The sequence below is a fragment of the Thermococcus sp. SY098 genome, from assembly GCF_035621495.1.
Taxonomy (GTDB): domain Archaea; phylum Methanobacteriota_B; class Thermococci; order Thermococcales; family Thermococcaceae; genus Thermococcus_B.
The window spans coordinates 286,219-306,899 of sequence record NZ_CP141821.1; the positions used below are offsets into that span (position 1 = coordinate 286,219).

At 40.6% G+C, this 20,681-nt stretch carries 22 protein-coding genes and 2 tRNA genes; 15 read left to right on the forward strand and 9 right to left on the reverse strand.

Annotation, left to right across the window (positions count from 1 at the left end):
* The first annotated feature begins 6 nt into the window (after positions 1-6).
* Positions 7-2,694, forward strand: a complete 2,688-nt coding sequence (locus VFC49_RS01500) for a DEAD/DEAH box helicase (RefSeq protein WP_324735882.1) — start codon at positions 7-9, stop codon at positions 2,692-2,694.
* 6 nt (positions 2,695-2,700) lie between these two features.
* Here the strand turns inward: VFC49_RS01500 and VFC49_RS01505 are convergent, their stop codons facing one another.
* Positions 2,701-3,318 (reverse strand): YigZ family protein, encoded by a 618-nt coding sequence (locus VFC49_RS01505; RefSeq protein WP_324735883.1) that lies wholly within the window; start codon positions 3,316-3,318, stop codon positions 2,701-2,703.
* A gap of 3 nt (positions 3,319-3,321) precedes the next feature.
* A complete protein-coding gene (locus VFC49_RS01510) occupies positions 3,322-3,774 on the reverse strand; it encodes an HAD family hydrolase (protein ID WP_324735884.1) in 453 nt (150 codons plus the stop codon).
* Positions 3,775-3,864: 90 nt separating this feature from the next.
* Between VFC49_RS01510 and VFC49_RS01515 the strand changes: the two genes are divergently transcribed.
* The 3 genes from VFC49_RS01515 to VFC49_RS01525 are packed head-to-tail and all read left to right on the forward strand — an operon-like array spanning position 3,865 to position 5,175.
* Positions 3,865-4,290 (forward strand): nucleotidyltransferase domain-containing protein, encoded by a 426-nt coding sequence (locus VFC49_RS01515; protein WP_324735885.1) that lies wholly within the window; start codon positions 3,865-3,867, stop codon positions 4,288-4,290.
* Positions 4,263-4,646, forward strand: coding sequence for a HEPN domain-containing protein (locus VFC49_RS01520; protein ID WP_324735886.1), 384 nt, complete (start codon positions 4,263-4,265; stop codon positions 4,644-4,646). The genes VFC49_RS01515 and VFC49_RS01520 overlap by 28 nt, the downstream gene beginning before the upstream one ends.
* A gap of 4 nt (positions 4,647-4,650) precedes the next feature.
* Positions 4,651-5,175, forward strand: coding sequence for a flavoprotein (locus VFC49_RS01525; RefSeq protein WP_324735887.1), 525 nt, complete (start codon positions 4,651-4,653; stop codon positions 5,173-5,175).
* Here the strand turns inward: VFC49_RS01525 and VFC49_RS01530 are convergent.
* Positions 5,139-7,205 carry a hypothetical protein gene (locus VFC49_RS01530; protein ID WP_324735888.1) on the reverse strand — a complete coding sequence of 689 codons (2,067 nt, stop codon included), beginning with the start codon at positions 7,203-7,205 and terminating at the stop codon, positions 5,139-5,141. The genes VFC49_RS01525 and VFC49_RS01530 overlap by 37 nt on opposite strands.
* Positions 7,206-7,319: 114 nt before the next feature.
* Here VFC49_RS01530 and nikR point away from each other — a divergent pair, with 114 nt between their 5' ends.
* Together nikR and VFC49_RS01540 are read left to right on the forward strand one after the other, a co-directional pair.
* On the forward strand, positions 7,320-7,739 hold the full coding sequence (nikR, locus tag VFC49_RS01535) for a nickel-responsive transcriptional regulator NikR (RefSeq protein ID WP_324735889.1): 420 nt from the start codon (positions 7,320-7,322) through the stop codon (positions 7,737-7,739).
* 42 nt (positions 7,740-7,781) lie between these two features.
* Positions 7,782-7,858: transfer RNA gene (locus VFC49_RS01540), tRNA-Thr, on the forward strand.
* Between the two features lie 86 nt (positions 7,859-7,944).
* Here VFC49_RS01540 and VFC49_RS01545 read toward each other — a convergent pair.
* The 3 genes from VFC49_RS01545 to VFC49_RS01555 form a co-directional block, all read right to left on the reverse strand.
* On the reverse strand, positions 7,945-8,109 hold the full coding sequence (locus tag VFC49_RS01545; protein WP_324735890.1) for a hypothetical protein: 165 nt from the start codon (positions 8,107-8,109) through the stop codon (positions 7,945-7,947).
* A 69-nt stretch (positions 8,110-8,178) separates the two neighbouring features.
* The gene (gene uppS / locus VFC49_RS01550; RefSeq protein ID WP_324735891.1) at positions 8,179-8,979 is read right to left on the reverse strand and encodes a polyprenyl diphosphate synthase; all 801 of its coding nucleotides are present in this window, start codon (positions 8,977-8,979) and stop codon (positions 8,179-8,181) included.
* Between the two features lie 6 nt (positions 8,980-8,985).
* Positions 8,986-9,510 (reverse strand): gamma carbonic anhydrase family protein, encoded by a 525-nt coding sequence (locus VFC49_RS01555; RefSeq protein WP_324736571.1) that lies wholly within the window; start codon positions 9,508-9,510, stop codon positions 8,986-8,988.
* 89 nt (positions 9,511-9,599) lie between these two features.
* Here VFC49_RS01555 and hjc point away from each other — a divergent pair, with 89 nt between their 5' ends.
* The 6 genes from hjc (at position 9,600) to VFC49_RS01585 (ending at position 14,673) form a co-directional block, all read left to right on the forward strand.
* Positions 9,600-10,004: a Holliday junction resolvase Hjc gene (gene hjc, locus VFC49_RS01560; RefSeq protein ID WP_324735892.1), complete on the forward strand. Its 405-nt coding sequence runs from the start codon at positions 9,600-9,602 to the stop codon at positions 10,002-10,004.
* On the forward strand, positions 9,997-11,544 hold the full coding sequence (locus VFC49_RS01565) for a CARDB domain-containing protein (RefSeq protein ID WP_324735893.1): 1,548 nt from the start codon (positions 9,997-9,999) through the stop codon (positions 11,542-11,544). The genes hjc and VFC49_RS01565 overlap by 8 nt, the downstream gene beginning before the upstream one ends.
* An 87-nt stretch (positions 11,545-11,631) precedes the next feature.
* Entirely contained in the window at positions 11,632-12,669 is a 1,038-nt protein-coding gene (locus tag VFC49_RS01570) for a lysyl aminopeptidase (protein ID WP_324736572.1), read from the forward strand.
* A gap of 105 nt (positions 12,670-12,774) precedes the next feature.
* Positions 12,775-13,332, forward strand: coding sequence for an archaemetzincin family Zn-dependent metalloprotease (locus VFC49_RS01575; RefSeq protein WP_324735894.1), 558 nt, complete (start codon positions 12,775-12,777; stop codon positions 13,330-13,332).
* Positions 13,329-13,883, forward strand: a complete 555-nt coding sequence (gene cyaB / locus VFC49_RS01580; protein WP_324735895.1) for a class IV adenylate cyclase — start codon at positions 13,329-13,331, stop codon at positions 13,881-13,883. Before VFC49_RS01575 ends, cyaB begins: the two co-directional genes overlap by 4 nt.
* Complete coding sequence (locus VFC49_RS01585; RefSeq protein ID WP_324735896.1) at positions 13,867-14,673, forward strand: hypothetical protein; 807 nt, start codon at positions 13,867-13,869, stop codon at positions 14,671-14,673. Before cyaB ends, VFC49_RS01585 begins: the two co-directional genes overlap by 17 nt.
* On the opposite strand, the gene VFC49_RS01590 is transcribed toward VFC49_RS01585, so the two are convergent.
* Both VFC49_RS01590 and VFC49_RS01595 read right to left on the reverse strand, forming a co-directional pair.
* Positions 14,660-15,502, reverse strand: coding sequence for an ATP-binding cassette domain-containing protein (locus tag VFC49_RS01590; RefSeq protein WP_324735897.1), 843 nt, complete (start codon positions 15,500-15,502; stop codon positions 14,660-14,662). The two genes, VFC49_RS01585 and VFC49_RS01590, sit on opposite strands and share 14 nt — an antisense overlap.
* A 2-nt stretch (positions 15,503-15,504) precedes the next feature.
* Positions 15,505-16,989, reverse strand: coding sequence for a TrkH family potassium uptake protein (locus tag VFC49_RS01595; protein WP_324735898.1), 1,485 nt, complete (start codon positions 16,987-16,989; stop codon positions 15,505-15,507).
* A 58-nt stretch (positions 16,990-17,047) separates the two neighbouring features.
* On the opposite strand from VFC49_RS01595, the gene VFC49_RS01600 reads away from it, so the two are divergent.
* A complete protein-coding gene (locus tag VFC49_RS01600; RefSeq protein ID WP_324735899.1) occupies positions 17,048-18,331 on the forward strand; it encodes an amidohydrolase in 1,284 nt (427 codons plus the stop codon).
* A complete protein-coding gene (map, locus tag VFC49_RS01605) occupies positions 18,328-19,218 on the forward strand; it encodes a type II methionyl aminopeptidase (protein ID WP_324735901.1) in 891 nt (296 codons plus the stop codon). The genes VFC49_RS01600 and map overlap by 4 nt, the downstream gene beginning before the upstream one ends.
* A 49-nt stretch (positions 19,219-19,267) precedes the next feature.
* On the opposite strand, the gene VFC49_RS01610 is transcribed toward map, so the two are convergent.
* Positions 19,268-19,354, reverse strand: a tRNA-Ser gene (locus tag VFC49_RS01610).
* A gap of 148 nt (positions 19,355-19,502) precedes the next feature.
* Here VFC49_RS01610 and VFC49_RS01615 point away from each other — a divergent pair.
* On the forward strand, positions 19,503-20,681 hold the full coding sequence (locus tag VFC49_RS01615; RefSeq protein WP_013466972.1) for a CBS domain-containing protein: 1,179 nt from the start codon (positions 19,503-19,505) through the stop codon (positions 20,679-20,681).

Genomic DNA, 20,681 nt, shown 5'->3' on the forward strand with positions numbered 1-20,681 from the left:
AGACACATGATAAAAGAACTTTTCAGCAATCTTGAAAGCGAAATAGTTTCAGTTAGGGAGTTCCCACCAAAAAAGGGGATATATGAAGAGTTTGCATTTAAAAATCCCGAAATCAATCAGCTTGTGGAGAGCTTGGGATTTAGGCTGTATAAGCATCAGGTTGAAGCGCTTAAAAAACTCTATTCTGGAAGAAACATTGTTGTAACAACTCCTACAGCCTCCGGTAAGAGTGAGATCTTCAGATTGGCTATTTTTGACAACTACCTTTCAAACCCTCAGCACACTTATCTCCTGATCTATCCAACTCGCGCTTTAATAAACAACCAGTATGAGAAATTTTCCCTTGAGAACTTCCACTTCTTTCAGATAACAAAGAAAATGGTGAATGCGAAGATTTTAACGGGAGATGTTGAGTGGAGCGAGAGAAGGGTAATTTTAAAGGAAAAACCCAGAGTCATCTTCACGACTCCAGATATGCTCCACTACAACATCCTAAGGAATCCGAAAGACTACGAATGGCTTTTAAGGAATTTGCGGTATTTGGTTGTTGATGAGCTTCACGTTTACAGAGGGGTCTTTGGGACAAATGCTGCTTACGTCTTCAGGCGGTTGCTGAAGGCATTAAAGCGTTTAGGTGCAAAACCTCAAATTATAGCCCTCTCTGCAACTCTCAGAAATCCCAAAGAGTTTGCTGAAGACTTTTTCGGTTTGGAGTTTGAAGCTGTTACAGAGGCAACAAATCCATTTCCAAAGCGCTATCTAATTCTCTTCGAACCTCGAAGGTTAAATGAAATGCAGCTTTTGAGAGCTGTAGTTGAGAAATTGGTGGAGGAGGGGGTTAAAACTCTTGTCTTCTTTGATTCAAGAAAAGGAACTGAGAAGCTCATGAGGTTTTTGCTTTCATCATCTGCTGTTTACAAAACTTCCACATACAAAGGAACCCTTCCTAAGAACATCCGCTGGGAAATTGAGAGAGACTTTAAAGAAGGAAGGCTTTTGGTTTTGCTAACAACAAATGCTTTAGAGCTTGGTATAGACATCGGAGACTTGGATGCCGTCATCAACTATGGAATTCCACCGGATGGGCTGTTTTCTTTAATCCAGCGCTTCGGAAGGGCTGGACGTTTAAAAGAGAGGGAGGCAATAAACGGCATTGTTCTTAGAAAGAACGGTCTGGACTATTACTATAAAGAGCACTTAGATGAGCTTGTTGAACGGTTGGAGAAAGGGATAATCGAATACATGCCCGTTAATCTGAAGAACCACCTGGTTGTCAAAAAGCACCTTCACTACCTCCTGACCGAGCTTAAAGTCCTTGACTGGGATGAGCTGAACGATTTTGAAAAAGCCGTGGCTGAAGAGCTGATAAAGGAGAAAAAGGCTAAACTCTATGAAAACCCACTAACTGGGAAGAAGGAGCTTAGAATTTTAAGACCAGCCCTTAGCTATTCATCAATAAGAACGGCAAGTGATGAGAGTTACTTCTTGGTTTTAGATGAGCCGTGGATAAGGTATAAGCTGCTGGAAAAAGAAAGCTTAAGCGATCTTCTGCGCTTCATAAACTGGCTCAAGCTTAAAGGTTACCTCATTGAAGAGGTTGACAAGCCAGAGTACTATCGCTCATTATTGCCGGGAATGGCATACTTCTCAAGAGGAGAGCTTTACATGGCTAAAGATAAGCTGAAAATTGGAAAATTCCACTTCATCTTTGCCAAGCAACTTAATAGATTTTGGGAAGTTGAAACTTTTGCCTCAAAGCGTGAAGAAGTTGAAATTCTTGAGATTTACAAGAAAAAGCAGTTCAAAGATGTTGAAATCTATATTGGCCGGCTCAAAGTCAAACACAGGTATTGGGGCTTCGCTGTTAAAGGAAAAGATACACATCTTTACCTCCAAGAACTGCTTAAGCTTAGAGGAGAGGGTATTCTGGAAGGTGAAATTTATGCACCTCTTGTTGGAGGGTTTGAGTTTACGGAACTGAGCGATGAAGAATGGAAGATCCTCGACTGGGAAAAGTTCGCCAAGGTTGAATTTGATGAACCATTAGAGAGGGAATTTGAAACTGATGGCATCTGGCTTGTGTTCCCCGATAAGATTAGAGAGATTGCCAGAGAGGAATTCCACAAGTTCTTTAGTGTTGCAATTGAGAAAGACCAAGGAGATTTGGCGTTTTCCATCTATGAGCGTTTGGATAGGAGGAAGCTCTTTCCGGAGCTTTTAGGAGCTACAACCTACTACATAAGGAAAACAATTGGAGATGTCCTTGAGAAAGCAAAGAGTAAAGATGATGAGCTTGCGTTAGCTATAAAGAAAATGATTGACAGCAAAGACGGCATAGGGAACGGATTGCATGCGATAGAGCACAACATGATAAAGATCGCCCCAATCTTTACCTACGTTGACAGCAGGGAGCTTGGTGGCTACAGTTATGAGAGCTTTCCAAATCCACCACACATAGGGAAGCCGATAGTCTTCATCTACGATGGAAATGAGGGAGGCTTTGGATTAGCAGAGATACTCTATGAAAATGCAGAAAAGCTGATGGAAAAAAGCTTTGAGCACTTGAAGAGCTGTAAATGTGCAGATGGATGCCCGCTTTGTGTCTATTCGCCTAAATGCGGAACATTTAACGAGTTCTTAGACAAGTGGCAGGCGATGAAAATTTGGGAGAGGGTTTTGAAGTATCAGTTGTGATATCCTTTAAACACTCCTCATGAAAAGAGGTTTTAATTTAAGCCTTCCCCGTGTTTTCTCGATTAAAAGATTCATGAGGGACTCAGCTTCACCTTTCTTTGTTTCCACTGTGAATTTTACAAGCTCTCTGTATTCCTCGTCAACAACTTTCCCACCGTTTTTCTCAATGGTCTCCTTGACTGTATGGTAAAACCTATAAGGAAACACTGTCTCAAAGCGCCTTGTTTCGAAAATCTCGGCCATCCCAGCGTTTTCAATCGCTAAACTTGCTGCATCACTGTAAGCCTTGACTAACCCACCGTATCCAAGTTTTATGCCTCCAAAGTACCTCGTAACTACAACAACGACATTGTTAAGCCCCTTGTTCTGAATGACCTTAAGGATGGGCTTTCCAGCAGAACCTTTGGGCTCACCGTCGTCGTCATAACGGAGGGCAAAGCTTTTGTCATCATTTATCAGATAAGCAGAAACATTGTGAGCTGCATCTCTGTGATGTGCCTTTATCTTGGCTATGAAAGCCTTTGCTTCTTCCTCCGAGTTTGCTGGAGATGCATAGCCTATAAAGACAGACTTCTTAATAACAAGTTCAGAAGTCCCTATGCCTCTGAGTGTCTTATAACTCATATATCATCCTCTCAGCGTCGCTATCAGCTTCTTCTCATTCAGCAGCATTGATATTGCATCCTTAACGTCTTTAACCACTATATCGCTTGCTAAAAGTGCATCAACTGTTGCTCCTTCTTCACCAACCACACAGAAAGCTAATTCAGCGTTTTCGAGCATTCTAACATCATTATTGCCGTTGCCTATTCCAATATACGGTTCATACTTAATCGCCTTCTCAAGCTTCTCATTACCGTCCTTAACACGCTCGATTTTGACGTTTAAGCCTTTGAACTCCTCTTCTAATGTCCCAAAGGTGTCTGCACTCAAAACAACTACGGTGTATTTCTCGCTGAGCCTTTCAAGAAGCTTTTTAACTTCTTCACTTACTCTCCCTTCAACTCCCAGAGTTCCGTTTAAGTCAAAAACAACTGCTCTGGCTTCAATTTTCCCGTAGTTTGGGACTTCGATTGTCATATCATCACCACTGAGAGAAGGGTTTTAAAGGGTCTTAAGCCTTTTGGGAAAAAGTTAAATCCCAAAAATATGCTATTTCACTTGAGAGAAATGAACGAGAAAATCATAAATGAACTAAAGAATTTTGCAAAGGATTTAAAGGAACTGTTAGGAGAAAAGTTAGTGGCAGTTATAGTTTTTGGATCTGTTTTAGCATCTGAAAGGTTTGAAGACATTGATATTCTCATAGTAGTTGATAACACTTCCAAAGATGAACTCAAAGAAATTAGAAGATTAAAGCTCAAATACAGGTACAAACTTGGTAAATACATTGATCTGAACATTTGTGAATTTAGTGACCTCAACAAAGGTGTTGTATATACTGCAGTGGCTCTTGGAAAAGAGCTTTACTCAACAGAGAAGTGGATAAATAAGAAGAAGGAAATAAAGAAGAGAGCAAAAGAACGAAAACTTCAGTTCATAGAAAAGTATGGAAAAAAGGTGGTTAGATGGGAGTTAGCAGAACTTATAAATTGAGGCTTATTCAAGCAGATATTGACTTAGCAAAGAGTGCATATGAAAAAGGATACTATGAGATGGCAATATTTCACTGTCAACAAGCAATAGAAAAAAGCCTAAAATTGCTTCTTGAAGAAAAAGCTGGCAAATATGTAAGAACTCACGATTTAATATTTCTGAGAGATCTGGTTGGAGAATTTGAAGAAATTAGAGAGCTTTTGTTAGACGATGAGTTTTTAGATAGGCTTGAAGAAGGTTATTTCTATGGAAGATACTGGGATAAACCAATAGAGCCATTTGAGGATTTTGAAGTCCAAAAGGCAATTTACTTAGCGGAAGAGATTTTTAAGAAGATTAAAGAACTGTTAAGGTGATCTCATGAGAATAGCTTGGGGGATTAGCGGAGCAGGGCATCTCCTCAAGGAAAGTATTGAAATTCTCGAGAAGTTAGGAGATAGGCATGAAATTAAAATCTTCTTATCAAGAGCGGGTGAAGAAGTTGCCAAAATGTACAAACTTTTTGATAGGCTTGAGAAGTTTCCTCTTGTTAAGGAATCTAAACAGGGTTTTTCCTTTCCCTCATGCGGTGCCTTTAACTTGGGGAGATTTGATGCATTCATTATCTCTCCCGCAACTTCAAACACCGTTGCCAAGATTAGACTCGGAATTGCTGATTCCCTCTTATCTTGCTGTGCTTCCCAAGCTTTGAAGAGCAGGGTTCCACTGATATTGGTTCCAACTGACTCAAAGCCCGTTGTCGAAACTAAAGCCCCAAATGGTCAGATTTTCAAGATATATGTTAGAAAAGTCGATTTGGACCACCTAAGAGCACTGAAGAGGGAAGGGGTCATAATTTTGGAGCATCCTTATGAGGTTGAAAAGGCTTTGGAGCGGTTTCTATGAACATAATAGAAGTTCCCATCGCTGTCAATGTAAACGTAATCTGGAGAGTAGCCTGGTCCTGAATATAAATTATGCCCATCAAGGCGATACCAAAGGGATCTGGCGGCTTCAAGCTTGTTGAGCTCGTTAAGAATTGATAGATCTCCGTGAGTAATCATTGTAAGTAGTTTTTTCATGTATGCATCGCTTATCTGAAAGCTTATGTAAGAGGCAAAAAATTCATAGCCAGTTATGAACTCTTTGGATATGTCCTTAAGTGGATATGCAGGGGTGACCCTGATTCCAAATCTTTCGTAAAATTCTCTTAATGCAAACTTATCCGGTCTGTATGGGATCAGCCCAAGAGCCATCAGTTCAATGGTTTCTCTGGAATATTTTTTAGGCCAATCTGGTTCAAAAGGATATATATGCTCCGGAATCTTGGGGTAGGGGTCAAGACCAAGAACATAGAATGCTCTATAACTGCTCCCGACCAATAAAGGAACTCTCCATATAACGATAACCTCGGAGTGGTCAAGCTTCCCTCCGCTTAAACTTGCAGGGATTTGAATAGCCCATGCGTCCATGTTGAAGTCCATGAAAAGGTTGTTCAGGAAAACTACTTCGGTCTCTCCGTCATATCCGCATATTCCCGATTCCAGTGTTCCCACTATCGGCACGTCATAAGAATGGACGTAAATGTTCACGAAATATGCAATATGGAGAGGGGTAATTGAGTAAAAAGGGACTGGTTTTTTGTAGTAGTTGAGGAGCTTACGCTTTGCATCGTCGTAAAAAAATTTCATGGCACCGTCAAGTTTTATTTTATGGTAACGAGTGAAGCCCAAGTCCGGGTAAACAGCTTCATAGACCTGCAGGGGTTTAAACTCAGCGGCCTTCCTCCACATGTATTCAATTTGTGCCTCTGTATATAGCTGGGCATTTTGAAACCAATACCGTCCTTTTCCGTTAAAGTATATAGGGAATACCAGAGGGTAATGAGCCAGTACAAGACTAACGGAGTTCTTGTTTCCTCTTGCATCATAGGCTTCTATTGTTATGGTATAGTTTCCCCATTTTAATGGAAATTGAATAACGTGCATATAGCTCAGAGACTCCGTATTTATTTTGGTGCTGCTCTTTTCTTTCCCGTTTACAAAGATTCTAACCTGACGTGGAGGATTCGCGTTATCTTCAATATTTAAGGATACTTCAACAGCACCTGAGGGCAGACTCTCTACTCTACCTTTCATTCTTGGGGGAGTCCTATCGTTTATATGCTCTTTCTGGAATTCAGTCCATGTGTCATATACCTTAGAGATTTCGAATTTATGAGCATTCCTTATAAACCACTCTCTGTAAGTTGTGTTTGACAGCATCTCATGCCTAACTGCATTTATCCCTGAAATAAACTCAGAAATCTCATATGGTTCAAATCCTCCAAAAAGCCCCTGCATGTTGTCTATAGCATTAACGATTTTTGGTGGCAACCCAGATAAAGACATGCTGAGCTCTTTAATCAGTTGGATGTATTCGGTTAAGCTTCTTACTTGATATATATAATGTGAGTTCTCTATCCCAGTGCGGATATGCGGTGGGAGGGTAGAATAAACATTCACGAACTCCCTGACCTGAGCATTGAAGATCTCCACCTTTTTAGAAAACTCTTCCAAGGTGTATGGGGAATCTGAAAAGAGGAATCTCAGCATATCATCTCTGAGAGCAAGGGACACTGAATTTAGGGTTTGAGTAACTTGCCAGCACAGTTCTGCAAATTTTTCCGTGTCGGTAATTTCGACATCTTCAAAGAGTGATGTATGGTATTTATAAACAGGATATATCTTTTCTATAATCTCAAGCTCCCCTTCACTTATTTTCCCGTCACTCAGAAACCCCAGCTGTTCTGCAATGTATTCATAGTCCGACTCAAGTGAGTATGTATTTACCGGCACAACAGGCTTTTTAACTTGAGGAGGTCGAAACGCAAGCATGAGGGCAAGAACATATATCACGATCAGGATTAATCCAGCTTTACGTAAGTCAATCTGCATAACATTTCCCTATTTGTAAAATAGGTCTGTTACCTTATCAACTTTTCTGGACATATCTGCTGAGCTGAAATATCTTTAAATATTCCCTTAGGTTTAGCTATTTTTGGTGGTGTTATGAAGAAGATCGTGAGGTTTGGAGTTTCTATTCCACAAGATTTGCTTGCGAAATTCGACAAGATTATTGATGAAAAAGGATACACAAACAGAAGCGAAGCTATTAGGGACTTGATTAGGGACTTTATTGTGAGGCATGAATGGGAGGTTGGTGATGAGGAGGTTGCTGGAACAATTACAATAGTTTACAACCATGACGAAGCTGAGGTGGTTAAGGAGCTCCTGGATTTGCAGCACGACTATATTAATGAAATTGTATCAAGTTTGCATGTCCACATGGATGAGCACAACTGTCTTGAAGTTGTGGTTGTTAAAGGAAAAGCCACAAGGATAAAGAAAATTGCCGAGAGGCTCATAAGTCTTAAGGGAGTCAAACATGGAAAGCTTGTTATGACAACAACAGGTAGGGAGCTTGTCTGAAGAAAAGCTTATAAGCCAACCTCCTCTCATCTTTTCTTGGGTGCCGGGGTAGCCTAGCTCGGCAGGGCGGGGGACTCGTAATCCCCAGGTCCCGGGTTCAAATCCCGGTCCCGGCTCCATACAAACTTTTTCTAACGAAGAGTTTGATCAAAGTTCGCTGTGCTTCCAAGCTTACAGTCAGAACACTTTACTCCCAATCACTCATTCAATTTTGTTGCTCCTCTTTACAGAGACGATAAAAGCTTATGATGCCACCAGCTATTGGAGCAAGATTAGCGGATATTACTATCAAGTTGTCAAGAATATCAGGGAGGTATCTTCCCAATCTAAATATCCACCAGACTGAAAATATGCCTACACCGTAAGCCAACCCAAATAAAAAGGGAAAGAGGATATAGCGCTTATTCTTCATTGTCCCTTCACTCTCATCAACAGCCGCTCATTTTCCAAACCGTCTCTCCCTCTTCTGATACTCTCTAATTATCCTGAGAAAGTCTATTTTCCTGAACTCTGGGAAGTATACATCAACGAAGAAGAGCTCGCTGTAGGCAATTTGGTAGAGCAAAAAGTTGCTTATCCTAATCTCACCGCCCGTCCTTATTACTATGTCAGGATCAGGCATGTTTGGAATGTACAGATATCTTTTCAAAAGCTCCTCATCAATGTCCTTTCTGGTTATATTTCCATCTTCAATATCGGCGACAATTCTCTTTATCGCATCAACTATCTCACTTCTCCCACCATACGCCAGAGCTATATTTAGAATATAATTGCTGTATTTCCTTGTAGCTCTTTCCGCTTCTTCAGCAGCTTTTCTTACATTTTCTGGTAAAAGCTCTCTTCTCCCAATCACGTTAACCCTAATGCCATACTTATGGACTCTTTCATCATGAACCAATTCCTTAAACTTCTGCTCGAAAAGATTCATAAGGGCATTAACTTCTTCAGGACTCCTCCTAAAGTTTTCAGTAGAGAATGCATAAACAGTTAAAGTTTTAATGTTAAGCTCTCTACACCACTCCAAAATCTCCTCAAGCTTCTTGGAGCCAAAGAGATGTCCATACCAAGGAGGTTTCTCAAGCTTCCTGGCCCATCTCCTGTTGCCATCCATAATAATTGCAACATGCTTGGGAATCCTACCATTAGCTTTTACCTTTTCCAAAAGATAGCGCTCATACAAATCATAAACTGGCTTAAATAAAATATGGGGAATGTGAGAGATCACCTTATAAATTAACATTCGGCATCACTCTATTTTTCTTCTGCCCCTAAGGTGCTTTTCAGCAAGTTCTATATAAATTTCAGCATTTTTCTTGGTCATCTCAATTTCTTTCTCGCTAAGCTGTCTGACCACCTTTCCTGGAACTCCAATGACCAGGCTATAATCTGGGATTTCTTTTCCTGGCGGAATTAATGCTCCAGCTCCAACTATAACGTGATTGCCGATCTTTGCTCCGTCAAGAATAATAGCGCCCATTCCTATGATTACATAGTTTCCAATCTTTGCTCCGTGAACAACCGCATTATGTCCAATGGTCACATACTCGCCAATTATTGTCGGCTGTCCATGTGATGTGTGTATGCTGACGTTGTCTTGAATGTTTGAGCCTTTTCCGACATAAATCTGCTCAATATCCCCTCTGAGAACAGCCGATGGCCAAACACTGGTCTTTTCTTCAAGAACAACATCTCCTATTATAACTGCATCTTCATCAACAAAAGCACTTTCATGGATTTTAGGCTTCTTTCCCTCAAACTCATAAATTGCCATTTTCACCACCACACTGAACTTTCCGGCAGAACTTATAAATCTTGACCAGCATAATTTAACTGATAACTGTGGAAAATTGAGGGGATAGTATGAGGTATAGAAAGGGGGCAAGTGCTGAAAGGGAACTTATTAAGATGCTTGAAAAAGGGGGTTTTGCTGTTATTCGCTCTGCCGGGAGTAAGAAGGTTGACATAGTTGCTGGAAATGGGAAGCTTTACCTCTGCATTGAAGTTAAAAGCACTAAAAGGGAAAAGCTCTATGTTAATGGTGAGGATGTAGATAAGCTAACTAACTTTGCAGAAAAATTTGGAGGTAAAGCGATTATTGCAGTGAAGTTCATAAACAACGGCTGGTACTTTTTTTATCCGAATCAGCTCATAAAAAGCGGCAAAAACTATAAAATAAGCTTGAGAGATGCAAGGTATAAAGGGTTAAGGTTTGATGAAATAGTTGGAAAACAAATGTCCTTGGATGAGGTGATTAAGCGTGAATAAATGGTCCGCTATTGCTCTAATCTTTGTATTGATGTTTCCCATTGTTCCGCTGGTAAAAGCTCAGCCGTTAATCATAATAAGCGTTTCGCAGGAATACTTCGAAGGTAGACCTGGGGATGTCATAAAAATACCCGTTACCGTTAGAAATGTCGGAAATGAAACTGCCCACAATATAACTGTATATATTTCTGGGCCAGTTAAGGGCTTCCAGTACACAATGGCAGCAGTATCTAAGCTTGAGCCCAATCAAAACACCACTGTTGAACTTACCATTTACATCAAAGATGATGCGAGAGCTGGAACATATGATCTGAAAATTGTCGGTCGTGTTGGTGCCCTGCTTTTTGAAAAACCAATAAAGGTGAGAGTCCTTACGGTTATCGATTATAAGCTTGACATCCAAGTTAAGGACAGATACCTCTATGGCACTGATGTTGAGGCTACACTTATTGTAAAGTCTCTTTCAAACGGAGTTATAGTTGGAACAATAAGCTATGAACTGTATTCCGAGGAGGGCTTGCTGAAAAGAAATTCTTGGGTAACATACATAAATCCCCAAGATAAGTGGTCATATACTCTATTCCTTCCAAAACCCGATGTTGGGAAGTATACGATAATTCTAAGAGCGGAATTTTCTGGAATCACAAAGACACTCACAAAGAGCTTCGTAGTGTACAGAAGAAACCTCACCTATGAAGCATACTTTGAGAATGGCATAATCTATGTGAGGGTTATTGATAAAGAAGGGAACGGTGTTAAAGACGTACCAGTCGAAATTGAGGGAGTGCTTTTTAAAACTGATCCATATGGGATTGTCAAGTACGAAGCCAAAGAACCTGGGGTTTACAAGATAAAGCTAAACCTTGACGGTAAGATTATTGAAACCTTTGTTGAGGTTAAAAAGTTGTTTGTTAACTGGGAGCAGAAAAATGAGACGTTGATTTTATATACTCGAGATGCTTCTGGAAAGGGGATCTCAAATGTCAGCATTGAAGCTATCGGACCAAACGGCAGGGTTTATGCGGTGACAGATGAGAATGGACGAGCAGAAATAAGTTTAAATGAGACAGGATATGGATTGATCACAGTGAAGGCTGAGAGCTCAAGGTATATAGGGGCTGAGATAAGCATAACTGCTGAAAAACCAAAGCCCAGGGAAACCCCCACCATAACAATAACCACGACAAGAACTCCGACACCAATCCAACTTAATATGACGTCAACCCAGACTGAGCAGCCGAAAAGGGGCTATGGTTACCTGCCTATAATTTTCGTCATTTCTGCAGTGCTCTTTGGGACTACATCGTATGTAGCGTTTTTCATGCCGATAATACTTGAAGAGCAGCTTGATAAGTACTACTTTGTTAAAGTCAAAGCTCCCAAGCTGAGAGGTATTAAAAACTTCAGATATGAGAAGGTGATAAATGCAGTTGATGCAAGGGCTACAAAGGGCAAAGTCAGCATTGATGGCAATAAAGTTGTATGGGAAATTGGAGAACTTGAGCCTGAAGAAGAGGCATTTTTGCAGGTTTTGCTTTGATTCTGTTTTTAATTTCTCGTCGAGCACATAAAACCTTTTAAGCATAGTTAAACACACTAAGATAGAAATCTAAACGAGGTGGTGAAAGTGGTAGACTTTGAGCTTTTGAGGAAAGTTGTTGAAGCTCCCGGTGTTTCAGGATACGAGTTCTTAGGGGTCAGAGATGTTGTTATTGAGGCTTTGAAGGATTACGTTGATGAAATTAAAATTGACAAGCTTGGTAATGTTATTGCTCGCAAAAAGGGAAGCGGACCAAAAATTATGATTGCAGCACATATGGATAAAATCGGCCTGATGGTGAATCACATTGACAAAAACGGCTACCTCCACGTGGTTCCTATTGGGGGAGTTGATCCAAGAACCTTAGTTGCCCAAAGAGTGAGAATATTTACAGAGAACGGAGAACTCTATGGGGTTGTTGGTCACATCCCACCCCACTTAACAAAGCCAGAGGAGAGGAAGAAAGCTGCAGACTGGGATACGATTGTTGTTGATGTCGGTGCGGACTCAAAAGATGATGTTGAAAAAATGGGAATTAAAGTTGGAACAGTGATGGAATTTGCCCCTGCATTCACAAAGCTCACGGAGAATAGGTTTGCATCTCCATATTTGGACGATAGAATTTGCCTTTATGCAATGATAGAAACTGCAAGAGCTGTTGAAAATCATGAAGCTGACATATATTTTGTTGCAAGTGTTCAGGAGGAAGTTGGACTGAGAGGTGCAAGGGTTGCGAGCTATGCAATTGATCCTGAGATTGGAATTGCAATGGATGTAACATTTGCCAAGCAGCCCGGAGATAGGGGCAAAATTGTCGTTGAGCTTAGCAAAGGTCCAGTTATGGACGTTGGTCCAAACATAAATCCAAAGGTCAGAGCATTCGCCGAAGAAGTCGCTAAGAAGTATGAGATTCCGCTTCAAGTTGAGCCGAGCCCAAGACCAACAGGGACAGATGCAAACATCATGCAGATCAATAGAGAAGGTGTTGCAACTGCCGTTTTGAGCATTCCAATTAAGTACATGCACTCACAAGTCGAATTGGCTGATGCGAGAGATGTTGACAACACAATTAAGCTGGCCAAGCATTTCCTTGAAGAACTCAAGCCTATGAATTTAATCCCCTGATTTTCTTAATACTTATTTTCCAAAAGCCTTATCTTTTCTTGGTGCGGAGTTACTATTGATGTTGGGTTGATGTTCCTGTTTACTGAGATTCCATGGGGGACTAAAATGACAAGACTCCTAATAGTTCCAATAGTTTTGGAAAAAATTGGAAAAGACGTTGTTGTTGCTGTTGCTGATTATGTTGAGCAGTTTTACTCAAGGTTTGAGCTGCATGCTGTTATTCTTCCAGAAATCGGTATAGATGACTTTTCTGTAGAATACAACTGGAGTAGGGGGCAGTTTCTTGGAAGGACATTCCTCCCTACTTTGGCACAAATTAAAGACACATTGAGAGCCGGCGCTGCCCTTGGCATAACAGACGCTGATTTATACGAAAAAGGCTTAAACTTCATATTCGGACTGGCAAGCCCATACTTGAAGGTCGCGATAATTTCGCTACACAGACTCAGACCTGAATTTTACGGGAAAATTAGTAATGAGGAATTATTGAAAGATAGAGCGATAAAAGAAGCCATGCATGAGCTGGGCCATGTGTTTGGCCTCGAACATTGCCCAAATCCCAAATGTGTTATGCACTTCTCCAACTCAATCCTGGATACAGATTTAAAGAGTAGGGAATACTGTGATGACTGTTTGAAAAAACTTAAGGAGGTATTTAAATGATTGAAATTGAGCTTAAAGGGTACGCCAATGATAGGATTTTTGAAAAAGTTAGAGGGAGATTTGAATTCATGAGAAAAGAGATGCATGAGGATATCTATTACCAGCATCCGTGCAGGGATTTCTCTAAAACTGATGAAGCTCTAAGGATTAGGATAAAACGGTTTAACGGACATTTTGAGGCATTTTTAACCTATAAAGGTCCTAAACTGGATAACATGTCAAAAACCCGAAAAGAGATAGAAGTTCCCATAAGCGACGTAGATGCATATTCTGATTTACTGACTTCCTTGGGGTTTGAAAAAGTCCTGACTATTGTGAAAGTCAGAGAAAAATACTACGTTGAAAAAGGTGTGACAATTACGCTTGATGAGGTTGAAGGATTGGGAAAGTTCATCGAAATTGAAAAGCTCGTTAAAGAAGAAAAGGACATTAAAAACGAAGTCAAAAAGCTTCGAGGGATTCTTGAAGATCTTGGGGTTGAAAGATTTGAGCGGAGATCTTATCTGGAGCTTCTGCTTGAGAAGTTGAAGAAAAATGGTTCCCAAACTTAATAAATTCAGGAAACATCTCAGCAAACTCACAAAAGGAGAGAAAGACGATGTTATATTTGGATTAGTTGAAGCAGCTTTAAAGCGAGAAGACATTAATGCAGCAATAAGTGAAGTCAGGCGAATTAAAAATGATTATTATCTTTTCCTTGGAGTTCGAAGTATCGTAAAGAAGATAATTCAACTAACCAGGAAAAGCATTAATAAGTTTGGAGGCGTATTGAAACATGAAAAAGAAGCTTTTAGGGAGTATTTAAAAGAGCTTGTTATTCTGGCAAATTCCATAACAGAAGAAAGGCTGAGAGCTATTATTTTTGCAGATATTGCAATTGCATTTTACCTGATTGATGAAAGCCTCGAGGGGGATTTAGCACTAAGAACAAGCCTTGATCTCGCTGAAAAGCTGAAAGATGATGATGTAACTTTTGAAATAGTTTACTCGTTAGTAGAAAATGATCTCCTTGAAAAAGCTGCATATACAATGAGTCTCGTTAGAAACAGGAAGAAGCTGGATGTAATTCTTTCATATCTGGCACTCCATCTTTATAAGGAAGGCAGGGAAGATGATGCAGCCAAAGTCATAACGCACATCCAGAGCGATTTCCATAAGGTCATGGCACTCTGCAAGATAGCCGCGTTCGAGTCTAAGAGGGACAAAAAGAAGGCGGAAGAAATACTAAAAAAAGCTATGGAACTTTTAAAGGACATAGAGAATCCAGTGTTGAGATTCGAAGCATTTATAAAGATCGCCGAATTACAGGAAGAACTCGCTGGTAGATTTAGATTTTCATAATGCTTTTTAACTTGTTTATTAACTCTCTCTCACTGAGTGCCGATCTCTCTAAAAGTCCCTTCTTCTTTAGTTTGTGGGATACTCTAACGCTGGCAGGCAATCTAATTCCAAGATTTTGAAGAAGCTCCACTTCCTCAAAGACATTTTTTGGTTTGCCCTCCAGCACTATTTCGCCTTTATCGAGAACTACAACCCTATCTGCAAAACTCAGGATGTACTCTGTATTGTGCTCTACCAGAACTATTGTAATACCTTGTTCCTTATTTAACAAGGTTATCAAGCTCAATACTTGCTCTCTACCACGGGGATCAAGTTGTGAGGTGGGCTCATCCAGAACCAAAACTTCAGGCTTCATTGCCAAGACGCTTGCAATTGCCAGCCTTTGTTTTTGACCACCGCTTAAGTTTGGAGGGAATTCATTTTCAAGACCCTCCAAACCAGCAATCCTTAACGCCCATTTGATTCTCCTTTTTATCTCTTCAGGATCCAAACCAAGATTTTCGAGACCAAATGCAACCTCTTCTTCGACAGTCATATTGAAAAGCTGAGAATCGGGATTTTGAAGAACGAGGCCCACAATTGTAGACAGCTTTGCGACGCTTGTTTCTTTGGTGTTGTATCCCTTTACGTAAACATCCCCTCTAAGCTCTCCCCTTATAGAGTGAGGTATTATCCCGTTAAAGGTGAGGCATAGCGTTGACTTTCCACTCCCGCTCGGTCCAAGTATCCCGACAAATTCTCCCTTCCTTATCTTCAAATTGATATCCTTAATGGAGTACTCCTTTGCCCTTGAGTATCTGAAACTCAGATCTTCAACTCTTATGAGCATTATTACTCCCTCTCCACGACTCTCGGTATCAACATCAGGGCACTGACTATAAAGACAAGTGTGGAGAATATCTCAAGCCTTCCAATCCACATATGGAGGATCAGGAGTATCTTTATGTCCAAAGGAAGGGCGGGAGATGTTATACCAACACTCAGCCCTACGTTTCCTTGAGCGGAGGCAACCTCAAAGAACGCATTGGCAATAGAGACCCCAAGTCTTGCCATTACCCACACGGTTCCTATAAGCAAGAAGGCGAAATAGGTCATGGTAAAGCTGAACACCTCCTGAATTTCGTCTTCTGAGAAGATGTAATTACCGACCTTCCTTTTTATGACTGCCCCTTTTGGGAGAATTGCCTGTTGAATTGTCCATTTTAGACTTTCATAGGTCAGCGTTATTCGAATGAGCTTTATACCACCTGCCGTACTTCCTGCCCCTCCACCCACAACCATCAAAAACCCTATTAAAAGCTTTGCAAGCTCGGGATATTTCGAAAGATCATCGATTGAAAACCCTGTACATGTTATTGCAGATACCGCATGAAAAACACTTTCTCTAAACGCTTTGGCGATCTGCATGTGGTTCCAAGTTATTAGGGAGTAGCCTATCAGCACTATTGTTGGAATAAGGAAAATGAACATGTATCTTACCTGGATATCCTCAAAAAAATGCCTTATACTCCGGTTTTTAAACATCTTATAATGAACCGTGAAGTTTACTGCACCCATTATCATGAGAAAAATAGTAACTGCTTCTATACTCAAGCTATTAAAGTATCCTATGCTCAGGTCGTGAGAGCTCATACCACCGGTTCCTAAACCAGTCATTGAATGAATAACTGCATCAAACATTGGCATTCCGTTGATGTAATAGAGATAGACTCCCAACAGAGTCAGAATTGCATATATCTGGAAGATTATTTTGGAAGTGTTGGCCAAGTTTGGAAGTATTCTTTCAGTTCTTGCTTCAGCCTTGTAAAGCCTTGCTGCTGCAACTCCTGGGCGAATTAAAATAGTAAGGGCAACCAAAACAATCCCAATTCCCCCGAGCCACTGCATCCATGATCTCCAAAAGAGGAGTATGTGAGGATAGCTTTCAAGATTGCTCATCATCGTTAGCCCTGTTCCAGTCCAAGCAGACATGCTTTCGAAATACGAATCAATGAAGCTCATATGGGCTATTTTCATGAAGGGGACAACACTTATAAATGAAGCAAAGAGCCAGACAAATGCTGCGGATATCATTGCCTGCCTGAGATTTACATCTTCAATCATCTTGACGTGTCTCCCAAGCCAAGCCCCAAGGAGAATGCTTATTACCCCGGGGATTACAAAGTAGTAAACATAAATAATTTCATTCGGATAGAACCACACAATCAGAGGGGGAATCAGATAAGCCAGACCGATACCTTGAAGCAGTGCACCTATTAGATTTTTAACAACAAAGAGGTCTTCAGTTAGATTGATGTATCTTCTGACTCCAAGCATTCGCTCACCACAAAACTAAAAATCACAAACAAATAAAAGATTTTCGTGAGGGTGGGGCATGAGAGTTTTAATTAAGAACGGAATTATGCCAAATGGGAAGAGAGGCACTATATACATCGAGGATAACAGAATTGAGGACATAAATGGCGAGATTCGGAAAGATGACTTTGTAATTAACGCCCAAGATAAGCTTATTCTTCCAGCGTTTTACAACACTCATACCCATCTTCCAATGACCTTTCTCAGGGGGATTGCCGAAGATATGTGGCTTAAGGACTGGCTTGAAAGAGTTGTTTGGCCTGCGGAGAAATACATTAATAGGGAGCATGTTTACTGGGGGGCAATGCTTGGAGGGCTTGAGCTGATTCGGTCTGGAATTGCGGCAGTTGCTGACATGTATTTTTTCATGGACAGTGTTGCCGAAGCCTTAGAACTATTGGGGTTAAGGGGAGTTTTGGGCACCACCATTTTTGAATTTCCTTCGCCCGATGCTAAAACACCTGAAGAGGCTTTTAAAATTGTTGAGAAGCTTGTAAAGAAATACAAAAACCACAAATTAATAAAACCAAGCATTGCTCCTCACTCAATTTACTCCTGCAACCTTGAAATACTTCAACAGGCAAAAGAAATTGCAGATGCTTACGGACTTTTGATCCAGATTCACTTATCAGAAACAAGATGGGAAGTTTATGAAGTTCAAAAACGCTATGGAAAAAGACCCGTTGAGCTCCTGGAAAGCATCGGATTTTTGGATAAAAATGTTCTATCTGCTCATGCGGTTTGGCTCACAAAGGCTGAAATAAAGACTCTTGCCAAGTATGGCGTCAAAATTTCTCACAATCCCATCTCCAATTTAAAGCTTGCTTCCGGGGGAGTCATGCCATATCCAGAAATGAAAGAATACGGTGTTCTTGTAACATTAGGAACAGATGGAGTTGCAAGTAACAACAGCTTTGATATGTTTGAAGAGATGAAAGTTTTTGCCATATCTCAGAAAAATCACCGCTGGGATCCAACTATAGCAAAAGCGGAAGAAGTATTTAAGGTTGCAACTGAAAACGGTGCAAAAGCTCTTGGATTTAAGGCTGGAAGAATTGAAAAAGGATATCTGGCGGACTTAATGATTATTGACATTAACAAACCGCATCTCAAGCCGTTTTATGATCCAATTACCCTTGCGGTTTATTCCATGAGGGCTGGAGATGTTGATGGTTTGATAGTTAACGGAAAGCCTTTAATGTTGAATAAAGAGATCCTTGTCGTAAATGAGGAAAAAACTATAGAAAAAGCCGAGAAAAAGGCACTTGAACTTTATGAAAAGATTGTGGGGGTAGTTAAATGAATGAAAAAATAGAAAAGCTCATTAAAGCTGGTGAAATTGCAAAACAAGTTAGAGAGGAAGTTATAAAGCTGATAAAACCTGGTGTTTCGCTGTATGAAATAGCAGAGTTTGTTGAAAAACGAATTGTAGAGCTTGAGGGAAAGCCTGCATTTCCGTGCAATTTATCACTAAACGAGCTTGCCGCCCACTATACCCCGTATAGGGGGGATGACACTGTTCTTAAGGAAGGCGATTATTTAAAAGTCGACCTTGGGGTTCACATTGATGGATACATAGCAGACACTGCAGTTACAGTTAGAGTCGGAATGAAAGAGGATGACTTAATGAGAGCCGCAAGAGAAGCGCTTGAAAATGCTATAAGTGTTGTGAGAGCAGGAGTTAAAATAAATGAGATTGGAAAAGTAATTGAAGAAACCATAAGAGGTTATGGGTTCAACCCAATAGTGAACCTCAGTGGGCATGTAATCCAGAGATACAAGCTGCATTCTGGAATTTCGATTCCTAACATTTACAGGCCTCATGACACATATACCCTGAAAGAAGGGGAAGTATTGGCGATAGAGCCTTTCGCAACTACCGGAGCTGGGCAGGTTATTGAAGTTCCTCCAGCATTGATATTCATGTTTGTAAGAAACAGACCTGTGAGGATGCCTCAAGCAAGAATCCTACTTAATTATATAAAAAAGAACTTCTCTACTCTGCCTTTTGCATACAGATGGGTGCAGGACTTAATGCCAGAACCACAGCTAAGGTTAGCATTAATGCAGCTTGAAAAGGCTGGAGCAATTTACAGTTACCCAATATTGAAAGAAATTCGGGGAGGATTAGTGTCTCAGTTTGAGCACACAGTAATTGTTGAGAAGGATGGTGCAACCGTAATTACATAATTGTTTAATTATTTTGTTGTGTTTTTTAATCGTATAAAAAGCTCGGCGTTGGCGCCGGGGCGGGGATTTGAACCCCGGCGGGCGAACGCCCAGTGGATCTCGAGTCCACCGCCTTCCCTGGCTAGGCTACCCCGGCACCATAAGAGTGTTACACCAGATTTTTATAAACCTTATTGGCAAAAACTTTATTAACATTTTATTACTAAAATATTTTCGAGCTCCAATCAAAGAGAAGGTTTAAATGCAATTGAGAACATAGATAAAATTGTAAGGAGGTGACAGAAGTGGTTGGAATTCTTGTAGAAGAAGTTATGACAGACAAATTTGCAAAAATTGATGTGAATGCACCACTTTCTGAAGCAATTGGAATCTTTGAAAAAGAAGATCCAGATTTAATTCTTGTGTTTGATAGGAGCACATATAAGGGTGTTGTCACTCAGGATTTAATAATTAAATCCCACCTTAAGTGGGACCCAACTAAGGCAAAAGTAAAGGATGTTTACAAACCTGCTCCTGTTATCAAGCCCCGTGATGATCTCAGCCATGCTGCAAAGCTCATGATTGAGACTGATTTGAGATCACTGCCTGTTGGGGAAGATAAAACAAACATTTTTGGTGTAATTAGTGATCTGGCTATTTTAGATAGGGTAATCAAGGAGGAATTTGGAAAGAGAAAAGTTAAGGAATTCATGACAACAGACGTTATTACCCTTAAACCGGATGATACAGTGGCAAAGGCACTTGCAACAATGAGAGACCATGCAATTTCAAGAATTCCAATTGTAAACGAAGAAGGCAAGCTTGAAGGTCTTGTAACTTTGCATGACTTAATAATCCGTTTCATAAAACCAAGATTCAAGGCACAATATGGGGAGCTTGTGGGTGAAAAGATACCCCCCTTCTCAACCCAGCTGAGAGAAGTCATGATCAGAGGAGTTATAACAATACTTCCAGATGCGACAATAAGGGAAGCAGTTGCCACCATGATTGACAACCGCATTGACGGTTTAGTTGTTGTTAATGAAGAAAACAAGGTCGTTGGTATCTTAACAGTTAAAGACCTCCTGCTCCCGATCTCCAGAATGGTAGAGAAAGAAGCCAAGTTCTACCTTCAGCTCGGAGGAGATGCGCACATACTGAGCGACTTCACCAGAGAGAGGATCATAAGCGACATAAAGAAATTCGTCGATGGATACGCTGATGTTCTTGGTGATGAAGGAATAATTTACCTGTACATCAGAAGGTTCAATGAGAAGTTCAGGGGAGTACATCTGTATCAAGCCAGGATGAGGGTTGTAACAGATAGAGGGGTTTTTGTGGCAACAGGTGAAACGTGGGGAGCTATTCAAGCAGTTCATGATGCACTCAGAGCCATTGAACGACAGATTCTTCAAAAAGTAGAGCTTCAGAGGGACTTGAGATATGCAAAGAGATTCCTCGATAAGCTTGAACTCTGGCGCTGA